Raw genomic sequence first — 24,381 nt, 5'->3', positions numbered from 1 at the left:
CCTTTGTCGCTAACTTTAGATAGTATTCTTGTTGTTGGGCACGGACCTAGAACCCCGTCCCAGCACACACACACCGTGATCACAACTGGAAGGAAAAGCGTTGCAAGACAACATGATTCAGTGGTGGGTGCTGTATCGGTACGCCGCACTGGGCAACTTCCTGGACGGCTACCCCGAGGGCGCGATTCCCCGCGTCCCGATCCACGGCGCGGCATCCCTGTGGGAACCGTCGATCGCGCGGCTGATGGCGGATCTGACCACATCCGGCGGCCCGTGTGGCTACTGCATCGAACGCCAGCAGGCCCGGTGCCCTGGCATGAAGCTGCATGTGGCGGTCGAACGTGAGCGGGCCGAGCTGGAAGCGGGCGCGCTGGTGTCCACGGCGGTCGTCGAGCTGCCGGAAGGGCTGGGCTGGCGCCCGGCGCTGCGCACGGTCAAGCGGCTGATCCTCGAACGGAAGTTCGTGCACCAGCCGTAGCCGAGCACCATCCCACGCGGGGCGGCGGGCACGGAACCCGAACCGCCGCCCCGCCAACCACTGATCCTGAAGGTAAAAATGACTGTACACAGTAGACATGACGATACCGTCCGGGTGTGGGCGGTATACCGCGTCCGTGAACCGTCCGGCGCCATCGTCCTGTACTGGTCCCTGCCGGACAGTCCTGCTGGCAGCTTCGAGCCGTGCCGGGTGTGTATGGCGGAGTGCGCCGAAGGGCCATGTCCCGGCGCACGTTCGCACGCCTACGCGAAATACGCGCGGATGTTCAAATCGATTACGGCGCAAGAGGAGCTGTTCGTAGGAGCCTTCGACCTGCCTGCTTACGCTCAGACCGGGGTCACCTCTGAGCACCTGCTGGGTGAAATCTTCTGGCACGTCCACAGCTGCCTGCCCGCGTGCGGCGAGATAGAGCCCGACCATGACGGGTGGTTCATCCCGCCGCCGCTCTGGCTCGTCTACCGGCTGGGCGAATCGGACAAGCTCGAAGTGTTCTGGACCATGCACGACAGCCCCGCCTACTCCACGCCCTGCTGGCAATGCCGACGGGGCGGCCACGACGGGGCCTGTCCGGGCGCGAAGGCTCATGCCTATGACCAGCACGAAAAGCTGAGCATAAAGGGAGAGATCCAGTCGCTTCACGTGGACGTCTTTAACGTCCCCTATCACGGCAGCCCGATCAGTTATATGGAAGAACTGGAAGAGCAACTGATGAAGCGGCACAGGGAAGAACGTGCGACCCGAGGTGACCAGGAGGCGGGATCCGATGACTGACCACAATGGACGCGAGACTCCTGAGCGGGTGTGGGCGGTCTACTACCTTCCCCAACCCCCGTCGATGCCGGAACCCCTCGTGCTGTGGACCGCGCCGGACAGCACCATCGGTGCCGCCTCGTGCCGGTGGTGCACCCGGGTGGGCAATGAAGGTGCCTGCCCGGGCGGGAAGGCGCACGCGTTCGCCCAGCACGCGTGGCTGAGCACGCGGGCGACCTTCGGCCCTCTGGAGGTGGACGTGTTCGAACTGCCTCCGCACGTGTCCGTCCAGGCGTGCGCAACGAACCTGTACGGCCTGATTGTCCGGCGCGTCAAGGAGAACCGGCCGCCTGGCGATGGTCCGGCCGACGAAAGGGCGTAACAGCAACAGGTCCGGGGTGACTCGCCTGCATGGTGTGGGGCGGGTCACCCCGGACCCCCTTCCGCCTGTCGTTAACTTTAGATAGTATTCTTCTTGTCGGGAACGGAACTAGAACCCCCGCCCCGCCACCACAACCACCGTGATCGACCGGAAGGAATCACCACCATGGCCACCACCGCCGCCGTCACCGAACGAGTCCGCAAGCTGCTGGACAAGGCCGAGGACTCCGCCGTCACCCCCGAGGAGGCGCAGACCTACGCGGCGAAAGCGGCCGAGCTGATCGCCAAGCACAACCTTGACCAGGCCACCGTGCGCCACCGCGAGGGCAAGCGCCCGGAGCCGATCAAGCTCCTGAAGTTCGAGGTCTCCGGGCAGGGCTGGCACGGCAAGGCTCGCGCGGCACTGGCCTGCTGGGTCGCCGAGGCCCACGGCTGCTCGGTGTGCACCATGGGCAACCTGATGAATGGGAAGACGCGCTGGGTGCTGATCATGGGCCCGGCGGCCACGCTGAAGGGACTTGAAGCCCTGCTGCCCTCGATCCTGCTCCAGGCCGAGTCGCAGGGCGTCGCGGCAGCCAAGGCGCACCTGAACGAGGTCCGGGACCGGATCGACACTCCGGCGAACGCGAACATCGAGCGCCGCACCTTCTACCGGACTTACCTGGACGCCTACGGGCGCGGGGTGGCCGAGAAGATCGCCCGATCCCGCGAAGCGATGGCGGAGAGGGTCAAGGGCAAGGCGGGGGAGCTGGTCCTGGTCTCCGACGCCGAGCGCACCAAGGCCGCGTTCGAGAAGAACTTCCCCGAGCTCAAGGCCGGACGGGGGGACAAGTACAACGCGGCCGGTGCCGCCGCCGGTCACCGTGACGGCCGCAACGTCGACACCGGACAGACCAAGGTCGGCAAGACCGCCCGCGCAGCCGTCAACGGCTGAGCAGCGAGCAGCGGCCCCGGCTCCCTACAGGAGCCGGGGCCGCTGGCTATCCTGGCAGCACCACGGCAGGCCGAGCGGCTTTAGGGAGGACACGTTGATACCGGCGGGGCGCACGCTGATCACTCAGCAGGACATTGCCGCGCTACACGGCATGACCCTGCGCACCGCGCAACGCGCCGACCCCGCCCCCTGGGACCAGCCCGGCCACCCAGCCCAGCTCAACCCCAGCCGGGGTAAGACCCACCGGCGGCTCTGGGACGCCGAGCAGGCCGAAGCGTTCGCACGCGGCGAGCCAGTACCCGCGCTACCCCCGCTCGGCGATCCCCGCGATTTGCTGGACCGGCCCGAAGCGGCGCACAAGGCAGGCATGAGCACGTCCACCTGGTCGAAGTACGAAGGTCTGGAACGACACCGGACCCGGGCCGAGGGGGAACGCCCCCTTGTTCCCGCCCCGGACGAAGAACACGGCGGGGTGCCGTTCTGGTACCGCGCCACGGTCGAGACGTACCGCGCCAGCCGGGCGGACCCAGTCGGCAACCGTGCCGGCGGGCGACCCGCCGGGCGAACCGACACCGTGCCGCAGAAGGAACTGGCCGCGCGTATCGCCGAACTGCAGGACAAGCGGACCGACGACGGCAAACCGCTGTCCGTCCCGGAGATCGCGCAACGGCTCGGCGTGCACTACCGCACCGCTCTGCGGTACGTCACCGCCGCGCGAAATGCGAACCCGGTTGCGCCTGAGCAGGACCGAACGGTAGATTAATCATGTTGGGCTCGTGTGTCCGCACTGCGAACCCCTCTCAGTCTCGGTCGAGAGCCCCGGTTACCCCCTCCCCCTCGGTAGCCGGGGCTCTCCCGTGTTCGCAGTCTCTACGCCACCTCGCGTGACCCGTACCCGACCTCGGTGAGGCGGTGAGTCATGCGCCCCTGGCACGGCAGCGACCGCGCCGCACGGCTTCCCCCGGACTGGGCTCGACGTCGCGCACGCATCCTGCGGCGTGACCCTGTGTGCCAGGTCTGCCAGCTCGCACCCTCGACCCAGGTGGATCACGTCCTCCCCGGTGACGACCACTCAGAGGCGAACCTGCGCGGAATTTGCGGGCCGTGTCACGCCACCAAATCCGGACGTGAAGGCGGCCGGGCCGCCGCTGCCCGGCGCCCACCCGCCCGCCGTCCCCCCGACCCGCACCCCGGACTGATCGGAAGGTGAACCCATGCGCGTGCTGCTGCTGCGCTCCCTCGGCGGGCATCCCGCCCGCACCGTGATCGAACAGGACCAGGCCGCCGCCGACTGGCTGCTGTCCATCGGCCTGGCCGTCGCCGCAGACGCCGAGCCGACCGGCCCGGCCGAGGCCGAGCCCGCCGTACCGGTGGCCAGCGAATCCACCCGGCCCGGTCGACGTCCAGCACGCGCCGCCACCCCTGGGGGGTGACCCCTGCCGGGCTCGTGCGCCCTACCGGTTAGGCATAGCACCTCGCGGTGTGTACGAAACTCCGGCGATTACGCCCTGCGTCCAATCGGCCGGCACCCGCGGCCCCCGGCGCGCCCCTGACCTGCTGGGAGGTGACGCGCCCATGGCCGCCGCCTCACCCCGTCCCCGGACCAAGGATGCCCGCCAACCCGACTTCCGCCCGACCACCGACGTCCCCCGCCTCGACCAGCTCTCCGCCCGCACCCTGGCCCGCCGGTGCCGCGGAGCGCCCACCGCCGCCCGGCGGCCCCTGGACTGACCCGGCCGTCCCGCTGCTCGTTGCGCCCTGCACGTGGCACGCGGCGCAGTACGCGGTACTGCGCTGGCACTACTCGCAGAAGATGCCGCGCAGCAAGATCGCCCCGTTCGGGGTCTGGGAGCGCGGCGAGTTCGCCGGAGTGATCGTCTTCGGCCGATCCGCCACGGCCGCGCTCGGCAGCCCCTACGGCCTGGACCAGACCGAGTGCGTCGAGCTGCTGCGCGTCGCGCTCCGGCCACACGAGCATCCGGTGACGCAGATGGTCGCGGCCAGCCTGCGCCAGCTCCGTGCCGCCTGCCCCGGACTGCGGCTGATTGTGTCCTACGCCGACACCGCCCAGGGCCACCGAGGCGCGATCTACCAAGCCGGGAACTGGATCTACACCGGCACCACCAACCCCACGAACGCCTCCTACGTCGTGCACGGGCAGCTCGTGCATGGCCGGACCCTGCGCCACATGGCGGTCAATCGGCCGGCCGGAGAGACCGCCGAGCAATTCGTGCGGCGCACCATGGACCCGCACGTGCGCCGGGTACTGGAGACCACGGTGAAACACCGGTACCTCTACCCGCTGGACCGAGCCATGCGCCGCACGGTGACTCCGATGGCCAAGCCCTACCCGCCCCAGCCAGACGGGGCTCCGGCCACTCCCCCTCCAGGAAGGACCCCGCACCATGACCACCCGCACTGAGAACGGCGAGATCCCCGGCAGCGCCGGGCTGCTCACCCGCCCGGAGAAGGACCGCTACCGCGAACGCTTCGGCGTGCTCGTCGTGTGCACGGACGCCGCCATGCAGGAGGCCGTCTACCTCGAAATGCGGGACCGGGGATGGCGATGCAAAGTGGTGACCGTGTGAGGCGCATCGCGGTTCGGCACCGCTCGCCGACCTCCGACAGCTACCGTGCCGCGCGGGTCAAGTCACTGTTCAACGCCACCGACGAACAGGCCACCCGCTTCGACCTTGACGCCGATCTGGATATCGAGGACGACGCCTGGCGCCTCGGCGTCATCGTCGGCCCGTCCGGTTCGGGGAAGTCCAGCATCGGCGCGCGGATCTGGGACGACACTCCGCTCTACGTCGGCGAGGGCTGGCCCGACGACGCGCCGATCGTCGATGCGATCGCACCCGGCGATGACGTGGACGCGGTGACGGCCGCGCTGTCGCAGGCAGGGCTCGGCGACGTGCCCGCCTGGCTTCGGCCCTACCGGGTGCTCTCCACCGGGCAGCGGTTCCGCGCCGACCTGGCACGCATCCTGGCCGAACGACCTGCCCGGGTCGTCGTGGACGAGTTCACGTCGGTGGTCGACCGTCAGATCGCCCGCGTCGGGGCCGCAGCGTTTGCCAAGTCCTGGCGACGCGGAACCGGGCAGGCCGTGCTGCTTACCTGCCACTACGACGTGCTCGACTGGCTCGCACCGGACTGGGTGTACGACACCGCGACCGGCACGTTCACCCGGGGGTCGGTTCAACTCCGGCGGCCGAGGATCAGCGTGGAAGTCCGGCTGGGCGGGTGGGGTCTTTGGCCGCTTTTCCAGCCGCATCACTATCTAGACGTCGGCCCGATGATCGCCGCCAAGGTCTACGCCGCATTCATCGACGGCGAACCCGTCGCCCACCTCGGCGTGTCCACCCGGGGCCTGTACTTCCGCACCCGTGCAGGAAGCCGTACCGCCGTCGAGGCCCGCGCCGCCCGCCTGGTCGTCATGCCCGAGTGGCAGGGCATCGGTCTCGGGACCCGGTTTCTCAATCACGTAGCCGCGCTCCAGTACGCCGGGAAGGGCGTCCTGCCCGGCCGCGCGATGACCACCCTGTTTCACACCTCGCACCCGCACCTGTGCGTGGCCCTGCGCCAGGACCCCCTATGGCGGCAGATCTCCGCGGCCCTGCACGGAGTCAACAAGCAGCGCAGCCGTGACTCGATCGCCCGGACACGCGGGCGCGTGGCTGATGCCGGCTACGGCGGGCACTTCCGCGCCATCCAGGGATTCCGCTACTACGGCCCACCAGCCTGAACAGGGCGGAGGTGAGCCGTGGCAATCACCGGGCGGCCACCCTCGGCCAACCCGCGCAACCGCAACGCCAAGGCTTACGACTGGACCCCGATCGAGGCGACCGCGTTCGAGGGACCGTCGCCGGAGCTGCCGCGCAACGGCCGCAAGAAGTGGCACGCGGAGACGCTGGCCTGGTGGGATGCGGTCCGCCGGATGCCGCACTGCCGCCTCTGGACCGAGACCGACTGGCGGTTCGCAATGGAAACCGCGGTGCTGGTCGATGCGTTCTGGCGCGGCGAAGCCAACCGCGCCGCCGAGCTGCGGCTGCGCGCGGCAAAGCTCGGCCTGACCCATGAGGACCGGCTCAAGCTGCGCATCCGCTACACCACCCCCGGCGAAGACACCGACGCCCCGCCGGCCCCGGACGCGGCGGCGGTGACCCGCCTGGACGAGCGGCGCCGGAGGCTGTCCGGTGACGCGTGAGCTGGTCTACGCCCCCGGCCACGACCGGACCCGCTCGCTCGGCTGGCTCGCCGCCGCGTGGATCGAGCACTTCACCGTGCACGGCCCCGGCGACGTCCAGGGCGACGACGTGGACCTGGACGACGAGTTCGCCGGGTTCCTGGTCGACTCCTACGCCCTCGACGGACACGGCCGCCGCCAGTACAGCCGGGCCGTGCTCTCCCGGGCGAAGGGCCGGGCCAAGTCGGAGATCGCCGGATTCGTCGGGCTGTTCGAGGCGTTCGGCCCGTGCCGGTTCTCCGGCTGGGCCACCGGCGGCGAGACCTACCGGTGGCGGGACTTCACCTACACCTACGAACCCGGCGAGCCGATGGGCCAGCCGCTCGTCTACCCCTATATCCGGTGCCTGGCCACCGAAGAAAGCCAGACCGGCAACACGTTCGACGTCATCCACTTCAACCTCACCGAAGGCCCGCTCGGCGAGGACCTGCCCAACGGCGCGGCCGGGCTCACCCGCGTGCTGCTGCCCGGCGGCGGCGAGATCGTCCCGTCGACGGCCAGCTCGTCGGCGAAGGACGGCGGCAAGGAATCGCTCGCCATCTTCGATGAGCCGCACCTGTACATCACACCCGAGCTGCGGCGGATGTTCAAGACCGTGGACCGCAACCTGCGCAAGCGCAAGGCCGCGCAGCCGTGGGGCCTGCTGACTTCCACGATGTACCAGGCCGGGGAAGACTCGATCCTCGAAGCCCTCGACCGGCAGGCCAAGGCCATCCGGGAAGGCCGCACCCGCTCCGCCCGGCTGCTGTGGGACCACCGCGAAGCCCCGGCCGAGGTCGAGCTGACCGACCTGAACGCGATGGTGGCCGCCCTGCGGGAGGTCTACGGCCCGGCCGCCGAGTGGATGGACCTGCCCGGCATCGTGGAGAACGAGTTCTGGGACCTCACCAAAGCCCCGGAAGAGTCCCGCCGGTACTTCTTCAACCAGCGCTCCTCGGCGGCCACCGCGTGGACGACCGCCCCCGAGTGGTCGGCCTGCCTCGATCCCGAACGGCCCCCGCTGCTCGACGGCGACACGGTGGTGATGTTCTTCGACGGCTCCAAGAACGACGACGCCACCGGCCTGGTTGCGGTACGCATGTCCGACGGGCACGCCGCCGTGCTGCACTGCCAGGAGAAACCCGAAGGCCCCGCCGGTGCCGGCTGGGAAGTCGACCGCGCGGCGGCCGACCTGGCCGTGCGCACCGCGTTCGACCGGTTCGACGTGGTCGGGTTCTTCGCCGACGTCCGTGAGTTCGAGTCCTACGTGGATGCGTGGGGATTCGAGTTCGGTGACCGGCTGCTGGTCGACGCCACCACCGGGCGCAGCCGCGCAGCCGTCGCATTCGACATGCGCGCCAAGGTCCCCGAGTTCACTCCCGCCGTCGAACGCACCCTGGCCGAAATCAGGCAGAAAGCCCTGACCCACGACGGCGACACCCGCCTGACCCGGCACGTACTCAACGCCCGCCGCCTGCCGACCCGCTACGGCGTGCTCATCCGCAAGGAAGCGCGAGACTCCCCGCACAAGATCGACCTTGCCATCTGCCTGATCGGCGCCCGCCACGTCCGCCGCCTGGTTCTGGCGTCGCCGGAATGGGCCAAGCGTGGACGCAAGCGGACCGGCAAGCTCCGTGTCTTCACCTGAGCCGACGTTCGCTGACGCGGGTCAGGCGAATTGTCGGCTGTCGACCAGGCGACCGATCACATCGGCCAGAGCTTGCAGCATCGCCGTATCACCGTTTTCAATGACAATCAAGGTCAATAACATGAACCCCGTGACAATGAGCACGCGTACCGGCTCTATCCCCCGGTACAGAGCGACTGCTCCGGCGCTGATCAGCAGTCCGACGAGCGCGTAACTGGCAATCACCTCAGCAAGCTTCAAAGATCGATTCCTTCACAACGCGGGCTGTCATCTCGCAGGCCAGCAGCAGATCCGGCCCCGTGTTCTCAGTATGCGTCGCAGGCGTCGAATTTTGCTATTGCTCGTTTGGGTGGTTGGTGTCGCACATTGCCGACGCCGAAATCGGCGGCAACACCCACCTTGGACGCGGCCTGATAAATAACACTTTCCCACTTTCCCACTTTCCCACTTTGCCGCTCGGCGAATGACGTATTGCCATTTAACCATTTTGCCACTTCAACGCTTGATAAGATCTTCTGATTGGGGAAGGGCTTGCCGCATCTTTCGCCCACTGAAGCAGTCGATATCGCGCATCGGATCGAGGCTGTCTGGCCGGACCAGGCCCGGAACAACCGGATTCACCGCTACGTCCAGGGCGAGCATGACTTGCCGTTCGCGCCCCGCTCGGCCCGTGCTGCCTACCGGTGGCTGCTGGACCGGTCCCGGACGAATTGGTGCCGCCTGCTCATGCAACTGCTGGCGCAAAACCTGTTCGTGGACGGCTACCGCGCGCTCGGCGACGACCAGGCGGAGGAACCGCTGGGGTGGTCGCACTGGCAGATCAACGGCCTGGCGCGTCGCCAGGCTGCGGTGCACCGCGCCACGCTGAAGTACGGCTGGTCCTACGTCACGGTCCTGCCTGGTGACACCGGTCCGGTGATCCGGGGTGTGTCGCCCCGGGACATGACGGCGGTCTACGCCGACGAGGCCGACCACTGGCCCCTCTACGCCCTGCACCGCAAGACCTCGTGGACCCCGGACGGGCCGCGTTCGGTCTACCGGCTCTTTGACGACACGGCCGTCTACACCCTCGCCGAGAACGACCCCGGCCAGGGCCCGGCCTACCTCGACCACGCCGACCACGGCCTCGGTGTCTGCCCCGTGGTGCGGTTCCTGGACGAGGACGACCTCGACGCCGACAGTCCCGGCGTGGTCGCCCCCGTGCTCGATATCCAGGACCGGCTGAACTACCAGACGTTCCTGCTCATGACGACCGGTGAGCACGGCGCGCACCGGCAGCGCTGGGCCGCCGGGCTGGAGCTGGACGAGGACGAGGAACCTCCGATCGGCCCGGATCGGCTGCTGCACTCCGACTCGCCGGAGACGCGGTTCGGGACCTTCGACTCCACCGACATGACCGGCTACGTCGCCGTGCTGGAACAGATCCTCCGGCACCTGGCCGCGATCACCCAGACCCCGGCCTGGGCGCTGCACGGGTCGCTGTCCAACCTCGCCGCCGACACGATCGACGCCGCCGACGCCGGGCTCCAGCGCCGGGTCGGGGAACGCAAGACCTCCTACGGGGAGTCCTGGCAGCAGACGCTACGGCTGTCCTGCCTCGCCGCCGGGGACGAGGCCGGCTGGCTCGACACCACGGCGGTGGTGCGCTGGCGCGACACCTCGACCCGCTCTCTGGCGGGTGTGGTGGACGCGTGGGGCAAGGCCGTGCAGATGCTCGACGTGCCCGCCCGCGCGACCTGGGAACGCCTGCCCGGGGTGACCGATCAGGACGTGCGCCGCTGGGAGCAGATGCCCCCGGCCCTCGACGGGCACGCGCTGCTGGCCGACACCCTGGCCCGCGCCACCGCCGACCCGGGCGGGGGGTGAGCCGATGGCCGCCACTACCGCAGGCCGGGCCGCCACCACGGCGCACCGGCTCGCGCAGGGACGCATCTCCGCGCGGGTCGTGGCCGAAGTCCTCGGCCTGTGGCGGTCGCTGGACCCGCTGCGGCTGACCGACCCCGGATGGTCAGCGCAGGTCCTGGCCGCGCTGGCGCGGCACCGCGAGGACTCCGCCGCGCTGGCCACGCGCTACTACCGCGACTTCCGCCGGGCCGAGGCCCCCGCGGCTGCCCCGCTCCCGCCGCGCCCCGCTCCGGCCGGCACCTCCGCGCCGTGGCGAAACCGGGCGGCCACCTCGCTACGGGTGACCGGCACCCGCACCGTGGCCCGGCTCATCCTCGGCGGCCTGGCCCCCGAAGCCGCGCTCGACCGGGCCGGGCCAGGAGTCGCGGCGGCCAGCTCCCGGCACGTACTCGAGTCGGGCCGCGCCGTGGTGCAGACCTCGCTGCGCGCGGACCCGGCCGCGCGGGGCTGGCTGCGCGTCACCGATGGTGACCCGTGCGCGTTCTGCGCGATGCTCGCCAGCCGCGGAGCCTTCGGCACACCCGTGCTCTACCGCTCCGAGCGATCGGCCACGACCACGGCCGCCACCGGCGAGGAATACCACGACGGGTGCGGCTGCCAGGCCGAGCCGGTGTTCGGCCGCGTCGTGCTCCCCGAGGCATCCCAGCGGTTCGCCGCACTGTGGGAGACCTCGACCGAAGGGCTGTCCGGCAAGGCCGCCCGCAACGCCTTCCGCCGCGCTCACGCCGCCGCCCATCGCGGCTGAGCACCCCCTAGACCGGCCGCCCGCCCGGATTCCCACGACAGCCCGACAACAGCCCTCTCCCCGCTGTCGCACATGAGGAAACCGGGCGGGTGGCCTCCCACCCCGTCACCATTCCCTATCCCCCTTGTGGAGGTCCCGCAGTGCCCGATGCTCCCCCGGCCGAGACCGGCCAGCCCGCCGAAACCCCTGTCGCAGCTCCCGCAGCGGAACCCGACGCGCCGGGCGTCCCGCAGCCGGCCCCGGCGACCGAGCCTGCCGAACTGGCCAGCCTGCGCGAGCAGGCCCAGAGCCTCACCGACCAGGCCCAGGCCGCGCAGCAGCGCGCCGAAGCGGCCGAACTGGATCTGGCCCGGCTGACCGTGATCCGCACGGCGCAGCTCCCGGACTCCCTCGCCGACCGGCTCCGGGGCTCCACGACCGACGAACTCACCGCCGACGCCACCGCGCTGGCCGAGATCATCACCGGCCTGATCACCGCCGCCACCCCGGCTCCACGAACCCCGGCCGGGCGTCCCCCGGTGGAGGCGCTGCGGCCCGCCGCCAGCGCCCGCCCCGAGCCGGTGGAGGACACCCCCGAGCAGATCAGCCGCCTGGTCTGGGGCAAGTAGCCCCGGCCTCTCCCCTCCCGTGCCGACACCTTTGGAGAACCGCACCCGCCTATGGTCAACAAGCTTCTTACCCCCAAGCAGATCGCGTCCGCGTCCATCGCGGCACTGACCCAGCAAACCGTCCTGGCCGGAACCACCTGGCGTGACGCCGAAACCGACTTCCAGGGCAAGCAGGGCGACACCGTGACCGTGCGCACGGACACGGTGGTGGGCCCGGCCCGGACGTTCAACCGGGCCGAGAACAAGCCCATCGTCATCGACGACGTCGAAGAGAAGTCCGTGGACGTCAAGCTGGACACCTACCTGTACAAGGGAATCAACCTCCCTGACGAGCAACTGACGTTGCAGATCAAGGACTTCACCAAGCAGATTTCCACGCCACAGGCCAAGTCCGTGGCCATCGGGATCGAAACGATGGTCGCCGCCCAGATGAACGCGTTGCCCTCCGGGCTGACAGTGAAGGGCGACGGGACCGACATTCACGCCCAGATGATCCGGGCCCGCGCGCTGCTGAACAAGGCGGGCGTGCCGTTCGATCAGCGCTGGTTCGCCGTGTCGGCCGAGCTGGAATCGATGCTGCTCAACGACCCGCAGAAGCGCCTGGTCCCCGTCGACGCGTCCGGTTCGCCCGAGGCACTGCGGGAGGCGATCATCGGCCGCCTCTACGGCTTCACGGTGCTGCCGAGCAACTACCTGGCCGACGGGTCCGGCATTGCGTACCACACCTCGGCGTTCCCGCTGGTGACCCGCGCCCTGGATGTACCGGCCGGGGCGACGTTCGGTCAGGCCATGAGCTACGGCGGGTTCGCCATGCGGCTGATCCGCGACTACGACCCGGGGTTCCAGCAGGACCGCTCGGTGGTCTCGACCCTGGCCGGGGCGAACACGACCGTGGACGACGGCACGGTCAAGCGGGCCGTGCGGTTCACCACCGCCCCGGCCGCGTGACCTCAGCCGCGGAACCGGCCCCGCTGGCGACCGTGGACCAGCTCAAGGCCCGGCCCGGCATCACCCTCACCGGTCCCGACGCCGAGGCTCGAGCGCTGACCGCGCTCATCGACGCGTCAAACCTGGTGCGCGCCGAGCTGCCGCCCGCGCTGCTCACCCCGGCCGTCCCGCCCGCCGTCGTCACCATCGTGTGCCAGGCGGCGGGCCGGGCGGTGCGCAACCCCGAGGGATACGCCTCCGAAACCGCAGGCCAATACACCTACCGCTACGGCGACGACGCCACCTCGGGCGTCTACCTCACCGAGCACGATCACAAGGTCCTGCGGCGCCTGGCCCGTCGCAGCGGCCTGCGGTCGGTCCGGACGCCCTACGCGGCCGAACCCGGCGACCTCGGCCCGGTCTCGCTGCCGGTGCTCGGGCCGGAGGGCCAGCTCGCCGAGCCGTTCCCCTGGGAGAACCCGCCACCGTGAACCTGCCGCACCAACTGGTGGTCATCACGCCCCGGGAGGTTCCCGACGCCTACGACAACCCGGCCCCGGCCCTGGACTACGGGCCGGACGCGCCCCGGCGCGCCGTGGCCGGCCTCCTGCTGCCCCGCGACACCGCACGCGGCAGCGGCGGCACCGACCCCACACCGGGGCGAGCACCGGTCACCGGCGCCTGGTGGCTGCTGACCACCGACCCCATCCGGGCCCGCGAACGCGTCCTGTTCGACGGCCGCACGTTCACCGTGGACGGCGAACCCGCCCAGTTCGCGCCCCGGCCCGGGTTCACCCACTACGAAACCGTCCTGACCCACACGGAGGGCTGACCCGTGGCACTGCCCAGCATCTTCGGCGTCACGATCGACTCGGACGGCGCACACGAGCTGCTGACCTCACCCGAGGTCGCCGAGGCCCTGCGCACGGCCGCGCAGCGCGTAGCCGACACCGCCCGTGCGCACGGGCACCGCGTCACCGGCGGGACCACGCTGCCGGTGGAGGTCCTGACCGAGCCCCCGACCGATCGCGCCTCGGCCACCGTCGCGGTTGCCCACTCCGCCGGGGTCGGCATGGAAGCCCGCTACGGGCTGCTCAAACGGGCCGCCGAGGCGAACGGGTTCGAGGTGACCGGCCTCCACCCCGATGAGGCCGGGTGAGCACGTTGCCGCCGGTACCGGCCGACGTCGCCGAGCTGGTTGTCCGCAGACTGCGCGCCCAGCTCGCCACGGTGACCGACCCGGCCGCGGCCCGGGTGAAAGTCTCCACCGAGACCGGGCGCGGCCACGACGGCGGCCCCCCGGCGCTACCGTGGCTGCTGGTCGCCGAGGACGGACACGGCTGGGACTGGCCCGCCGTGCAGCGGGTCGTGATCCGCCTGACCTGCTGGCACCACGACGCCCACACCGCGAAGCGCCTCGCCGGGATCGCGCTCGGGCTGCTGTGCGCGCCCGTGCCGGCCGGAACCCCGCTGTCCGGCGAACCCGTCGCCGCCCCCATCTCCGATATCGACCCCTACACCGCCGCCCCACTGGCCACGACCAGCCTCACCGTCTACGCCCGCACCCCCACCCGCTCCTGACTCCGCACGAAGGAACCCCTCACATGGCCATGAACAGCGCGTTCGTGCGCGTCCCCGGCACCGGGGAAGTGTCGCTCGCCGCACCGGACACCCCGGAGCCACCCGACGCCACCACCCCACTGGCCGCCGCGTGGACCGGGCTCGGCCTGTCCACACCGGACGGCACCACCCTCACCCGCAAGGTAGAGAAGGAGGGCACCGAGCACTGGCAGCAGCTCACCCCGGCCCGATTCATCTACAAGTCGCTGGAACTGACCGTGGCATCGGTGTTCCAGGAGACCAAGGGAGACGTCCTCTCCGCCTACTTCGGCGGGATGAAGTTCGCCACGGTCGGCACCGGGACCCCGAAGAACTACCGGGCCGAGATCAGCTCGACCCCACGAGGCGACGCCCGCGCGCTGTGCATCGACTGGACCGACACCGTGTCCGACACCGAGGTCTACAGCCACCGCCTCTACCTGCCGCGCGCGGAAGTGTCCGAGACCCAAGACTCCCAGTTCTCCCGCACCAAGGAAGCACAGTGGGGGATGACGTTCTCCGCACTCGCTCCGACCAAGGGCCGGACCTACGTCGCGGTCTGGCTCACCAACGACCCCGCCGTTCTGCTCGGCGCACCAGCCGTGGCGACGGCCGCGCTCGACGTCATCACCGGGGATCTGCCACCCACGGCATGAGGCTCAAGCTCGCTCGGCGACGACGGCGCGCAGGTCGGCCAAGGCGCGGTACTCCAGCTCCACCGAGTGGTGCAGCGCCCACGGCTTGTGGGAACCGAACGCGATCACCGGCCCGTAGAACCGGATGACGTTGGCGGCGGGCTCGGCCCGCCAGACGCCGGCCTGTGGCTCGATCTCATGCATGAACGTGGCGTAACCGGGGTGCGCAAGGACCTGGTCGAGCGCGGCGAGCACGCTACCCGTGTCCTCCACCGGCACCGCGAAGGCCACGGCTCGCACGATCTCGTGCGGCGCGTCGGCCCGGCCGAACGGCTGCTCCGGGTCCCAGAGCACACGCAGCACGTGCCGGGGCTCAGGGCCGCTGTCGAAAACGTGCTCGTTGTAGCCCGAGCCGATCAGATAGGCCGATTCCCGCCGGACCTCTACCGACCACTCGCCCATCTCAGGTGTGGCTTCCAGCAACGCGCCCACGTGCGTCTCCCTCGTCCGTTTGGCTCGCCCTCCCAGTATCCACACCGCACCCTCGATTCCTCATCCGAACACCCCGTACCCAAGGAGACCACCACCCCATGACGACTCGACAGCGCGCGGAAGCGACCGGAAAACCCGCGTCTCCTGGCTCAGAACTGGCCGTGGCCTGGCGAGGCAAGCGATTCACCCTGCCCGCTCCCGAGAAGTTCCCGCTCGAAGCGCTCGAAGCCGAGGAAGAGGGCAAGCACCTCACAGCTCTGAAGCTCATCCTCGGGGCCGAGCAGTACAAGGAGTGGCGTGGCCTGGCCGCCACAGCCGCGGACGCCGAGGAGTTCTCGGCCGCTGTGATGAAGGAGCTGGGCCGGGGAAACCCCTGACGGTCGCCCTGCTCCTAGCGGACGAGGCGACCGGCGAAGCGCTGGAAACGGACCTGCTCCGGCAGGGGGTCGATCTGCTCGACCTCTACCGGGGCACCCTGAGCTACCGGCGCGTGTGCGCGCTGGTAACCCACCTGCCCGAGGACGCGGCTGTCTGGCGTGTCCTGGACCCGCACGGCGGGTGGACGCGGGCCGATCTGCTGGCCTCGGTCACCGAACGCCGCATCACCGCCCTGTGGGCCACGGTCGCCTCCGCGCTGGGCCAGGAGGTCACCGACGCCCAGCTGGCGAACCCCATCGACACCTTCACCGGTCCCGCCGCCGGGCGGCCGTCGTCCCCGCCGCCGCAGCAATCGGCCGGCACCGGCGAGGCAGAAGTGAAATCGCTGCGCGAGATCGCGGTATGGATGCGTAACGGGTAGCACCCCCGGGACTGGGCGGGGGTGAGCGTCCGGTGGCGACGGTCGGTCACGCTTATTTCAAGCTCCTGCCCAGCCTGCAAGGACTCGGGCGGGAGATCCGCGATCAGGTCCGGGACAACGAGCGCGCCGCGCCCGCCATCACCCTGACCGCGCAGGTTCAGACGGCGCTGCTCAAGGAGCAGATCCGCGCGGCGGCCCGGGAGGGCAACGACAGCGCCGTGCGGCTGCTGGCCGAGCTGGACGCCGTCCCAGCCGAAACCCGGTTCCAGCGTCTCGTGCGGGAGCTGTCGGGCAAATCCGTCTCGATCAAGGCCGTGGCGGACAAGTCGATCGGCTCGACCGTGCGCGGCCTCGGCGAACTCGACGACGGCCTGAACCGCACCACCGCCCAGTTCACCCGCATGACGTTGTCAGTTGGGGCGTCGGTGCTCAAGTACGGCGCGATGGCAGCCGCCGTGGGCCAGGCCGTGACCGCCCTCGGGGGGATCGGCTCGGCTGCGGCCACCGCGTCGGGCGCGCTGCTGGTGGTGCCTGCGGCTGGGCTGGCCGCCGCTGCCGTGCTTGGCACGCTCAAGCTCGGCATGGCCGGGTTCTCCGACGCGCTCACCGAGAGCGACCCGGCCAAGTACGCCGAGGCCATCGCCGGATTTCCGCCGGCGATGGCGGCGGCCGCGAACGCCGCCCGAGCGCTGCGGCCGGAACTGGCCGGGCTGCGCCAGGCCGTGCAGCAACGCCTGTTCGCCGGGCTCGCCGGGGAGATCACCGGCCTGGCCACGACGTACTTCCCGCTGCTGCGCACCGAGCTGGGCGGGATCGCGGCCGGGCTGAACACGGGTGCGCTGGGGTTCACTGCGTTTGCCCGGGAAGGCCGCACGGTCGGCGACGTCCGGGACATTCTCGCCAACACCTCGGTGTCGCTGAGCGCGGCGGCGGCCGGGGTCCGGCCGCTGCTGCAGGCACTGCGGGATATCGCGGCCGTGGGCTCCCAGTTCCTTCCCGGCTTCGGCCGTGGCCTGGCCGAGGGCGCGCAGCGGTTCGCCGACTTCATCGCCCAGGCGCGGGAGTCCGGCAAGCTCGGTACCTGGATTTCGAACGGGCTGGCCGCGCTCACGCAGCTCGGGGAGGTCTTGGGCAACGTCGCGCGAATCGTCGGCGCGGTGTTCACCGCCGCCAACGCCTCCGGCGGCGGATTGCTGTCCACGCTGGTCGCGGTCACCGGTCAAGTTCTCGCGTTCGTCCGCTCCGCCGAGGGTGCGGGCGCGCTGTCGCAGATCTTCGGCGGCCTGCACGCGATCATCACCGGCCTGCTGCCCGTGCTGGGCGCGGTCGGGCAGGCCATCGTGACCTCGATCGCCCCGGCGATTGCCGCCCTCGGCCCGACCATCGGGGCCGCGTTCACTGCGCTGGCCCCGGCGCTCGCGCCCCTGGGGCAAGCTCTCGCCTCGCTCGCCCCGGTCCTCGGGGCGGCAGCGCAAGCGCTCGTCGCGGTCCTGGTGCCCGCACTGGGCGCGCTGGCACCGATCGTCGCCGCGCTCGCGCCGGTGATCGCTCAGGTGGCCGGCCTGCTCGGGGGCGCGCTCGGCGCGGCGGTCACCGCGATCACGCCCGCGCTCGTGCAGCTCGCGCAGACCCTCGCGCCGCTCATCTCCGGATTCGGCGGGCTGCTGGTGCAGGCGTTGCAACTCGCGGCCCCGGCCGTGGCACAACTGGTGTCCGCGCTGTCGCCGTTCATCGCGCAGATCGGCGGCGCGCTGCTGCGCGTCCTGTCCGCCGTGATGCCGCTGATCTCCGCGCTGGCCGGGGTCTTCACCTCGGTGCTGCTGGCCGCGCTGAACGCGGTCATGCCGGTGCTTCCTGTGATCGTGCAGGTGGTCCAGCAGCTCGCCGAGGTCATCGGGACCGCGCTGGACGCGGCCACGCCCGTGCTGACCGAGGTGGGGGCACTGCTGGGGCAGATCGCCGGTCAGGTCCTCTCGGCGCTGCTGCCGATCCTGCCGCCGCTGGCCGAGGCGTTCCTGTCGATCGTGACCGCGCTGCTGCCGATCCTGCCGCCGCTGCTGCAAATCGTGTCTGCGCTGCTGCCGCCGCTGCTGGACCTGATCACGTCGCTGCTGCCGATCATCACGCAAGGCGCGTCGCTCTTCGCCACGCTGGTGACCGCGATCGCGCCCCTAGTGCAGATCATCGCGGACTTGCTCATGCCGATCATCCAAGCGCTGTTCGACCTGGTGAAGCCGGTCTTCGGCGCGATCGTTGACGTCATTTCCGGCGCGATGCGCACGGTCAAGGGCGTGATCGAGATCGTCATGGGCCTGCTCTCCGGTGACTGGAGCCGGGCGTGGCAAGGGATCAAGAACGTCGTCGGCGGCATCTGGGACGCCATCACCGGGCTGATCTCTGACGGCATCGGCGGCATTCTCGGCTGGATCGGTTCGCTGCCAGGCAAGATCGTCGGCCTGCTGGGCAACCTCGGCGGCCTGCTGGTGGACGCGGGCAAGAACATCATCCGGGGCCTGGTCAACGGGCTGACCGCCGGATTCGGGTGGGTGAAGGACCGGCTCGGCCAGCTGACTGGGTGGATCACCAGTTGGAAGGGCCCGCCCGCGCGGGACAAGATCCTGCTCACCGGCAACGGCCGCCTGATCATGCGCGGCCTGCTCACCGGCCTGGAAGACGGCGAACCGCAGATCCGCGACTACCTCACCGGCCTGACCGCCGCCCTGCCGCTCGAGGTGTCCGGCACCGTCACCACCCCCGCCACCACGCGCGCGCCCGGCGCGGCCACGTCCTCGTCGCGCCCGGTGCCGGCTGCGGGCACGCCCGGCGGTACCGCAGACGGCGGGGTCACGGTCGTGATCGACGCCTCGGGCCTGGACCGGCACCTCACCGCGTGGCTGCGCGGTGCCGTGCACGCCCAAGGCGGCGGCAACGTCCAGCTCGCGTTCGGCTACTGAGCCCCGACCAGCAACGGAGGTAGCTAGCGTGGATGAGCTGGTGGACGCCCGGGTGGAACTGGCGTTCGGCGCGAATCTGGATATCGACCCGACGAACTGGATCTGGTCCGACGTGACCGGCGACCTGATGCCAGAACCGATCTCGATCACCCGGGGTCGGCAGGACGAGGCCGCGCACGACGCGTCCTCGTCCTGCCGGTTCACCCTGGACAACCAGGCTTCCGCCTACACCCCGAACCATCCCGCGTCCCGCTGGTACCCCAACGTCACGCTCGGGACCCCGGTCCGGGTCAGCGTCGCGTCCGAGCGGACGTTCTTCACCGCCAAGCGCAACGGCCTGGCCTCGACACCCGACCCGGCCGCCTCGGCGATCACGGGCAGCATCGATGTGCGATTCGAGGCCGTGCTGGACGACTGGGCCGGGATCCCCCTGGCCGGGAAGTGGGGCGCCCGCGACGGCACTTACTCGTGGCTGCTGAGCACGACGGCCGATGAACAACTGATGTTCTCGTGGAGCCCGGACGGAACGCACTCCTTCCCGGTCGGCTCCGGGGTCCCCATGCCGTCGCGCCGTCACCGCGCGGTGCGGGCCACGCTCCTGGCCGACGACGGCGCGGGCGGGCTGTCGGTCACCCTCTACACCGCCGAATCGCTGGCCGGACCGTGGACCGTCCTGGGCGACCCGGTGATCGCGCAGATCACCACCACAATCTTCGCCACCGACGAGCCGCTCCGTATCGGCCGGATCATCCCCACCCAGGACGCCGCGCTGGACGAAATGATCCGGATGGAGGTCCGGCGCACTGCGGCCGGGCCGCTCGTCGCCGCGCCCGACTTCACTCGGCCGGCACCCGGCGCGTCCACGTTCACCGACGAGGCCGGGCGGGTATGGACAGTGTCCGGGGTCGCCTCCGGGATCGTGGCCCGCAGGACACGGTTCGCCGGGTACATCGTCGAGTGGGCGCCGGACTGGCCCTACGGCGACCTGTCCACCCCGGACGGCTACCCGGGCGAGTCCCGCACGTCGGTCACCGCGGCCGGAGTGCTGCGCCGCCTCGACCAGAACCGCGTCACCCCACCCTCGGCGATGCGCGCCGAGCTGACACAGCTCTACCGTCCCGCGCCGCTGACCTACTGGCCGTGTGAGGAGCCCAACGGGTCCGCGACCTTCGCCCCCGTCTCTGACGGCCCCGTGCTCACGATCGCCGGGGAGGTGGCCGAAGGCGGTGTCACCGACGTTCCGTCCAGCGCGGGAATGCCCGCCTTCGGCGCCGGGCAGGCGTCCGGGCTGTTCCCGGCCTACAACGACACCGGAGTGTTCAGCGCGGTGTTCCTGCTGCGGCTACCGAAAAACGGGGTCAAGGCAGCGGACACACCGCTGATCACCCTCTACGGCCTCGGCCCGGGACCGGCCGCCTACTACTCGCTGGAGGCCCAGCCAGATGGCCGGCTGGCGATGCGCAGCCGCAGCGCCCTGGGCGGCACGCTGGAAACCTCCTCGTTCCCGGCGCTGCCGTTCCCCCTCAACGGCACCCCGCAACTGGCGCGGTTCTCCGTCACCAGAGTCGGTTCGACCACCAGCGCCGCGCTGAGCATCGTGAACGACGATGCCCCCTTCGGCTACGGCCTGAGCATGACGTTCAAGTCGGCTTACAACCCGCCACGGGGCATCGTCATCGGCGGCGGCTGGTGGGTCGGCCAGCCCAGCGGATACGCCGATCTCAACGGGACCGGCATCGGCCACGTCTACTGCGACGACACCAGCACCGAGCTGGACGCGCCGCTGCTCAACGCCACCCGCGCGTGGCTCGGTGAACGGGCCGGGGTCCGGTTGCGCCGCCTCTGCGCGGAGAACCACATCCCCCTGGTCCTGACCGGACCGGGCAGCGGCACGGAACCCATGGGTCCCCAGCGGTCCCGCTCGACCCTGCCGGACCTGCTGCGCGAATGCGCCGACGCCGACGGCGGCATCCTCTACGAACGCCGCATCCTGCCCGGCCTGGCCTACCGCACCCGCGCCTCCCTCTACACCCAGCCGCCCGCGCTCGTGCTCGACGGACGATCCGGGCCCGGCGACCTGAAACCCGGCTTCGCGCCGGTGCTGGACGACCGAGGCGCGCACAACGACGTCACGGTCACCCGCACCGCCGGGGGCATCACCCGCGCCACCGACACCGACCACGTCCACACCCACAGCCGCTACGACACGCAACTGGACGTCAACGTCGCCACCGAGGCACAGCTACCCGATATCGCGTGGTGGCAAGTGCACCTCGGCACCGAATCCGGAATGCGGTACCCGCAGGTCTCGCCCGCGCTGACCGCCAACCCGGCGCTGCTGCGGCCGTGGCTCGACGCCGAGATCGGTGACCGGATCGAGGTCACCGGCCTGCCCCCGCAGCACCCGCCCGGCACGGTCGGGCTGCTGATGCAGGGCTACACCGAGACCCTGCGCCCGTACCGGATCGACACCGACGTCAACGCCTCACCCGGCCGACCCTGGCACGTGGCCACCACACCCACCACGCCCGACGCGCTCCTGTGGCGGGCCGACACCGCAGGCGCAGCCATCACCGGGCCGATCGGCCCCGCCAACACCACGTTCTCGGTACGGACCGACCAAGGGCCCCTGTGGATCACCACCGCGACGCACCGAGACCAATTTCCGTTCCTGATCACGATCAACGGCGAAACCATGCGCGTCACCGCGATCACGGGCACCAGCTCCCCGCAGAAATTCACCGTCACACGCGGCGTCGACGGGCTCACCCGAAGCCACGCCACCGGCAGCGCGGTGGCCGTGGCGAACCCGGCCCCGGCCGCGCGCTGACCACCCACACCACGGAGGACACCGATACCTGCCCCACCCTGGCGGGCCGGGGAAGCGATCACCGCCGCCCGCCTCAACCAGATGAACCCCAAGATCTACAAGACCGGAGCCATCACCGGCCCCGACACCGGCCAGTACGTCGGGATGATCCTGTCCACCACGGACATACCCGATCCCGGGTACCCCTACCAGCTCAGTTTCTCCGGCCAGATCTGGCTGTCCCTCGGCACCCCGGCCGGAGTCGACGTCACGATCAGGGACGGCGCGACCCTCGGCGGCAAAGTCCTGTCCTTGATCACCTCCATTGACGGCGGCATGGTCGGGAACCAGGGCGGCAAACTCCCGTTCCCCATCACCGGTACCAGCCCGCCCCTGACCGGAGCCCGGTCGGTGTCACTGGCCATCACCAAGTGGAAGGGCGGGAACGGCGACGGCTGGCAGCACGGCACCGAGGTGTTCACCAGCGTGACCATGCTCCTGACCGCCGCGTGAGGAGCCAGGACCCGTGACTCCCGAACTGCTGACCGCGCTCGCCGCGTTTCTCGGCCCCACGACCGGCGCGCTCACCGGCCTGCTGGCCGCGCGCCGGGCCGTGCGGACCGCCCGCACCAGCTCCGACCAGCAGGCGCTCACCGCCCTGCACAGCGGCTACCAAGCCCTGCTGGACGACCGAGCCACCCACACCCGCGACGTGCTCGCCGAACTCACCGCCGTGAAAACGGAACTGATCGCCGTGCGCCAGGAGAACGCACGGCTGCTCGTCGAAGTCGGCGCCCTGCGCGCCCAGCTCGGACACCCACTCGAAGGACCCACCCACTCGTGACCGATTACGGCATCGACGTTTCCCACTGGAACACCATCACCAACTGGGAAGCAGTGCGAGGCAACAACATCTCGTTCGCCTCCTTCAAGCTCACCGAGAGCACCGACTACACCGACCCCACCAGCGCCGCCCGCATCCAGCCCGCCCGTTCGGCCGGCCTCGTCCCCGGCGGCTACCACTTCGCCCGCCCCGGCAACGTCGCCGGGCAGGTCGCGCACTTCGCCGGGCAGCTACGCGCCTGCGGGCTACTCGGCGGCGGCTCGCTCGCCCCGATGCTCGACATGGAAGCCGCGGAGCTGCGGCCCGGCGCGAACGCCTTCGTCTCCGACTTCATCAGCCGCCTGCGCGCGGCCACCGGCATCCGCAAGGTCCTGGTGTACGCGAACATCGACTGGTTCACCCACGTACTCGACCCCGGCCGCTGGGCCGACGATGACGTACTCCTGTGGATCGCCCGGTACAACGGCGACCCCGGCAACCCCGGATGGAGCCACCCGCGTCTCGCCGTGCACCAGCACACCCAGCACGGCAACGTGCCCGGCGTCAAAGGCACCGTCGACCGCGACGTCACCATGGGCCCGTGGACGCTGGCCAACCTCACCGTTGACGGGGCCGCGCCCTCACCCGGGCCAGCTCCGTCCCAGCCGCCCGGCAGCAGCAGCTACACCGTGCGCAGCGGCGACACCCTCTCCGGCATCGCCGCGAGGTTCGGGACCACCGTGGCCGCGCTGGCCTCGCTGAACTCGATCAGCGACCCGAACCGCATCTACGCGGGCCAGACCCTCCGCCTGGCCGGCAGCGGCGCGGCAGGCCGCCGATACCAGATCCGACCGGGAGACACGCTCTCCGCCATCGCCGCACGTAACGGCACCACCGTGGGCGCCATCGCCGCCCGAAACGGCATCACCAACCCCAACCGCATCAACGCGGGCCAGTGGCTCGACCTGCCATGACCACCACCAGCGACGGGAGCGGCGGCACGCTGCTGCTCCTGGTCCTCATCGCCTGGGCGGCCTGGCACGTCGCCCACGGCTTCGTCCGCCTCTACGGCTACCTCGACACCCTGCCGCCCCGGCAGCCTCGCAACCCCGAAGGAAAAACATGTCCCGCTACCCGCTCCGCATCGCCGGTTCGATCGTCGGCGCTCTCACCGCCGTCGTCTCCGGCCTCGTCGGCTCCGGCCTGTTCACCACCGACCAGGGAAACGCCGTAACCGGCGTCATCACCGGCCTGGTGACCCTGCTGGCCGCGTTCGGCCTCGTCGTCTCGACCGAGCATAAGGTCACCCCGCTAGTAGACCCGCGCGGCTCTGACGGCGCCTCGCTGACCTCTGACACCCCGGCCGGGAGTGAGCTCGGCCAGTGAGTCTCCCGTCCTCCGAAACTGCGCAGACGCTCAGCACCCGAGATCTCATCCTCAACCCTGGGCTTGTGCTGTCGGCGGAAGAACTGGACGCAGGCCGGGCAAATGTCGCCAAAGTCCCGCCACTGTCGGCTCCCCAGCTTGACAGGATCTCAGCTGTCTTCCGTCCGATCACCCGGCAGTGGGCTGCCGGACACACCTTCTGACCGATCTCACAAGACATGACAGAGCCCCCGGCCAGCCCGTTTGGCTGGCCGGGGGCTCA

32 protein-coding genes are annotated in these 24,381 nt (G+C 70.5%); 29 read left to right on the top strand and 3 right to left on the bottom strand.

Going from position 1 to position 24,381, the window contains the following annotated elements; all coding sequences use genetic code 11:
• The first annotated feature begins 100 nt into the window (after positions 1 to 100).
• From NYF13_RS08295 to NYF13_RS08240, 12 genes are all read left to right on the top strand, one after another.
• Positions 101 to 478, top strand: a complete 378-nt coding sequence (locus NYF13_RS08295; protein ID WP_315655401.1) for a hypothetical protein — start codon at positions 101 to 103, stop codon at positions 476 to 478.
• A 78-nt stretch (positions 479 to 556) separates the two neighbouring features.
• On the top strand, positions 557 to 1,270 hold the full coding sequence (locus NYF13_RS08290; RefSeq protein WP_315655399.1) for a hypothetical protein: 714 nt from the start codon (positions 557 to 559) through the stop codon (positions 1,268 to 1,270).
• A complete protein-coding gene (locus NYF13_RS08285; protein ID WP_315655397.1) occupies positions 1,263 to 1,631 on the top strand; it encodes a hypothetical protein in 369 nt (122 codons plus the stop codon). The genes NYF13_RS08290 and NYF13_RS08285 overlap by 8 nt, the downstream gene beginning before the upstream one ends.
• Before the next feature lie 165 nt (positions 1,632 to 1,796).
• Complete coding sequence (locus NYF13_RS08280; protein WP_315655394.1) at positions 1,797 to 2,564, top strand: DUF2786 domain-containing protein; 768 nt, start codon at positions 1,797 to 1,799, stop codon at positions 2,562 to 2,564.
• A gap of 151 nt (positions 2,565 to 2,715) precedes the next feature.
• Complete coding sequence (locus NYF13_RS08275; protein WP_315655392.1) at positions 2,716 to 3,327, top strand: hypothetical protein; 612 nt, start codon at positions 2,716 to 2,718, stop codon at positions 3,325 to 3,327.
• Positions 3,328 to 3,778: 451 nt separating this feature from the next.
• Complete coding sequence (locus NYF13_RS08270) at positions 3,779 to 3,997, top strand: hypothetical protein (protein ID WP_315655391.1); 219 nt, start codon at positions 3,779 to 3,781, stop codon at positions 3,995 to 3,997.
• Between the two features lie 142 nt (positions 3,998 to 4,139).
• Positions 4,140 to 4,295, top strand: a complete 156-nt coding sequence (locus NYF13_RS08265; protein ID WP_315655390.1) for a hypothetical protein — start codon at positions 4,140 to 4,142, stop codon at positions 4,293 to 4,295.
• An 82-nt stretch (positions 4,296 to 4,377) separates the two neighbouring features.
• Positions 4,378 to 4,986, top strand: a complete 609-nt coding sequence (locus NYF13_RS08260) for a protein Mom (protein WP_315655389.1) — start codon at positions 4,378 to 4,380, stop codon at positions 4,984 to 4,986.
• Positions 4,970 to 5,152, top strand: coding sequence for a hypothetical protein (locus NYF13_RS08255; RefSeq protein ID WP_315655387.1), 183 nt, complete (start codon positions 4,970 to 4,972; stop codon positions 5,150 to 5,152). Before NYF13_RS08260 ends, NYF13_RS08255 begins: the two co-directional genes overlap by 17 nt.
• Positions 5,149 to 6,309: an ABC transporter ATP-binding protein gene (locus NYF13_RS08250; protein WP_315655386.1), complete on the top strand. Its 1,161-nt coding sequence runs from the start codon at positions 5,149 to 5,151 to the stop codon at positions 6,307 to 6,309. The genes NYF13_RS08255 and NYF13_RS08250 overlap by 4 nt, the downstream gene beginning before the upstream one ends.
• A gap of 18 nt (positions 6,310 to 6,327) precedes the next feature.
• A complete protein-coding gene (locus NYF13_RS08245; RefSeq protein WP_315655385.1) occupies positions 6,328 to 6,771 on the top strand; it encodes a hypothetical protein in 444 nt (147 codons plus the stop codon).
• Positions 6,761 to 8,437 carry a Terminase gene (locus NYF13_RS08240; protein WP_315655384.1) on the top strand — a complete coding sequence of 559 codons (1,677 nt, stop codon included), beginning with the start codon at positions 6,761 to 6,763 and terminating at the stop codon, positions 8,435 to 8,437. Before NYF13_RS08245 ends, NYF13_RS08240 begins: the two co-directional genes overlap by 11 nt.
• 21 nt (positions 8,438 to 8,458) lie before the next feature.
• Here NYF13_RS08240 and NYF13_RS08235 read toward each other — a convergent pair whose 3' ends face one another.
• Entirely contained in the window at positions 8,459 to 8,677 is a 219-nt protein-coding gene (locus tag NYF13_RS08235) for a hypothetical protein (protein WP_315655382.1), read from the bottom strand.
• Positions 8,678 to 8,742: 65 nt separating this feature from the next.
• Entirely contained in the window at positions 8,743 to 8,988 is a 246-nt protein-coding gene (locus tag NYF13_RS08230; protein ID WP_315657354.1) for a hypothetical protein, read from the bottom strand.
• On the opposite strand from NYF13_RS08230, the gene NYF13_RS08225 reads away from it, so the two are divergent.
• The 9 genes from NYF13_RS08225 (at position 8,957) to NYF13_RS08185 (ending at position 14,877) form a co-directional block, all read left to right on the top strand.
• On the top strand, positions 8,957 to 10,303 hold the full coding sequence (locus NYF13_RS08225) for a phage portal protein (protein ID WP_315655381.1): 1,347 nt from the start codon (positions 8,957 to 8,959) through the stop codon (positions 10,301 to 10,303). The genes NYF13_RS08230 and NYF13_RS08225 overlap by 32 nt on opposite strands.
• 4 nt (positions 10,304 to 10,307) lie before the next feature.
• Positions 10,308 to 11,087, top strand: coding sequence for a hypothetical protein (locus NYF13_RS08220; RefSeq protein ID WP_315655380.1), 780 nt, complete (start codon positions 10,308 to 10,310; stop codon positions 11,085 to 11,087).
• A gap of 140 nt (positions 11,088 to 11,227) precedes the next feature.
• Entirely contained in the window at positions 11,228 to 11,695 is a 468-nt protein-coding gene (locus NYF13_RS08215) for a hypothetical protein (protein WP_315655379.1), read from the top strand.
• A gap of 51 nt (positions 11,696 to 11,746) precedes the next feature.
• The gene (locus NYF13_RS08210; protein WP_315655378.1) at positions 11,747 to 12,643 is read left to right on the top strand and encodes a P22 phage major capsid protein family protein; all 897 of its coding nucleotides are present in this window, start codon (positions 11,747 to 11,749) and stop codon (positions 12,641 to 12,643) included.
• Complete coding sequence (locus tag NYF13_RS08205) at positions 12,640 to 13,113, top strand: hypothetical protein (protein ID WP_315655377.1); 474 nt, start codon at positions 12,640 to 12,642, stop codon at positions 13,111 to 13,113. Before NYF13_RS08210 ends, NYF13_RS08205 begins: the two co-directional genes overlap by 4 nt.
• On the top strand, positions 13,110 to 13,454 hold the full coding sequence (locus NYF13_RS08200) for a hypothetical protein (protein ID WP_315655376.1): 345 nt from the start codon (positions 13,110 to 13,112) through the stop codon (positions 13,452 to 13,454). Before NYF13_RS08205 ends, NYF13_RS08200 begins: the two co-directional genes overlap by 4 nt.
• A 3-nt stretch (positions 13,455 to 13,457) precedes the next feature.
• Positions 13,458 to 13,781, top strand: a complete 324-nt coding sequence (locus NYF13_RS08195) for a hypothetical protein (RefSeq protein WP_315655374.1) — start codon at positions 13,458 to 13,460, stop codon at positions 13,779 to 13,781.
• Positions 13,778 to 14,203, top strand: coding sequence for a hypothetical protein (locus tag NYF13_RS08190; protein WP_315655372.1), 426 nt, complete (start codon positions 13,778 to 13,780; stop codon positions 14,201 to 14,203). The genes NYF13_RS08195 and NYF13_RS08190 overlap by 4 nt, the downstream gene beginning before the upstream one ends.
• A 23-nt stretch (positions 14,204 to 14,226) precedes the next feature.
• Positions 14,227 to 14,877 carry a hypothetical protein gene (locus NYF13_RS08185; RefSeq protein WP_315655371.1) on the top strand — a complete coding sequence of 217 codons (651 nt, stop codon included), beginning with the start codon at positions 14,227 to 14,229 and terminating at the stop codon, positions 14,875 to 14,877.
• Between the two features lie 3 nt (positions 14,878 to 14,880).
• Here the strand turns inward: NYF13_RS08185 and NYF13_RS08180 are convergent, their stop codons facing one another.
• Positions 14,881 to 15,348 (bottom strand): hypothetical protein, encoded by a 468-nt coding sequence (locus NYF13_RS08180; RefSeq protein WP_315655370.1) that lies wholly within the window; start codon positions 15,346 to 15,348, stop codon positions 14,881 to 14,883.
• 98 nt (positions 15,349 to 15,446) lie between these two features.
• On the opposite strand from NYF13_RS08180, the gene NYF13_RS08175 reads away from it, so the two are divergent.
• From NYF13_RS08175 to NYF13_RS08140, 8 genes are all read left to right on the top strand, one after another.
• Entirely contained in the window at positions 15,447 to 15,725 is a 279-nt protein-coding gene (locus NYF13_RS08175; protein ID WP_315655369.1) for a hypothetical protein, read from the top strand.
• 113 nt (positions 15,726 to 15,838) lie between these two features.
• Entirely contained in the window at positions 15,839 to 16,147 is a 309-nt protein-coding gene (locus NYF13_RS08170) for a hypothetical protein (protein ID WP_315655368.1), read from the top strand.
• Positions 16,148 to 16,179: 32 nt separating this feature from the next.
• Positions 16,180 to 19,101, top strand: a complete 2,922-nt coding sequence (locus NYF13_RS08165) for a hypothetical protein (RefSeq protein ID WP_315655367.1) — start codon at positions 16,180 to 16,182, stop codon at positions 19,099 to 19,101.
• 28 nt (positions 19,102 to 19,129) lie between these two features.
• Positions 19,130 to 21,931: a hypothetical protein gene (locus NYF13_RS08160; protein WP_315655366.1), complete on the top strand. Its 2,802-nt coding sequence runs from the start codon at positions 19,130 to 19,132 to the stop codon at positions 21,929 to 21,931.
• A gap of 81 nt (positions 21,932 to 22,012) precedes the next feature.
• A complete protein-coding gene (locus NYF13_RS08155; RefSeq protein ID WP_315655364.1) occupies positions 22,013 to 22,423 on the top strand; it encodes a hypothetical protein in 411 nt (136 codons plus the stop codon).
• Positions 22,424 to 22,436: 13 nt separating this feature from the next.
• Positions 22,437 to 22,754 (top strand): hypothetical protein, encoded by a 318-nt coding sequence (locus tag NYF13_RS08150; protein WP_315655362.1) that lies wholly within the window; start codon positions 22,437 to 22,439, stop codon positions 22,752 to 22,754.
• Positions 22,751 to 23,707: a LysM peptidoglycan-binding domain-containing protein gene (locus NYF13_RS08145; RefSeq protein ID WP_315655361.1), complete on the top strand. Its 957-nt coding sequence runs from the start codon at positions 22,751 to 22,753 to the stop codon at positions 23,705 to 23,707. The genes NYF13_RS08150 and NYF13_RS08145 overlap by 4 nt, the downstream gene beginning before the upstream one ends.
• 148 nt (positions 23,708 to 23,855) lie before the next feature.
• Positions 23,856 to 24,119 (top strand): hypothetical protein, encoded by a 264-nt coding sequence (locus NYF13_RS08140; RefSeq protein WP_315655360.1) that lies wholly within the window; start codon positions 23,856 to 23,858, stop codon positions 24,117 to 24,119.
• Positions 24,120 to 24,381: the final 262 nt, after the last annotated feature.

This window comes from Amycolatopsis sp. PS_44_ISF1 (assembly GCF_032335455.1).
GTDB lineage: Bacteria > Actinomycetota > Actinomycetes > Mycobacteriales > Pseudonocardiaceae > Amycolatopsis.
The sequence above is the reverse complement of the archived record's forward strand: the minus strand, read 5'-3'. Positions and strand labels throughout refer to the sequence as shown.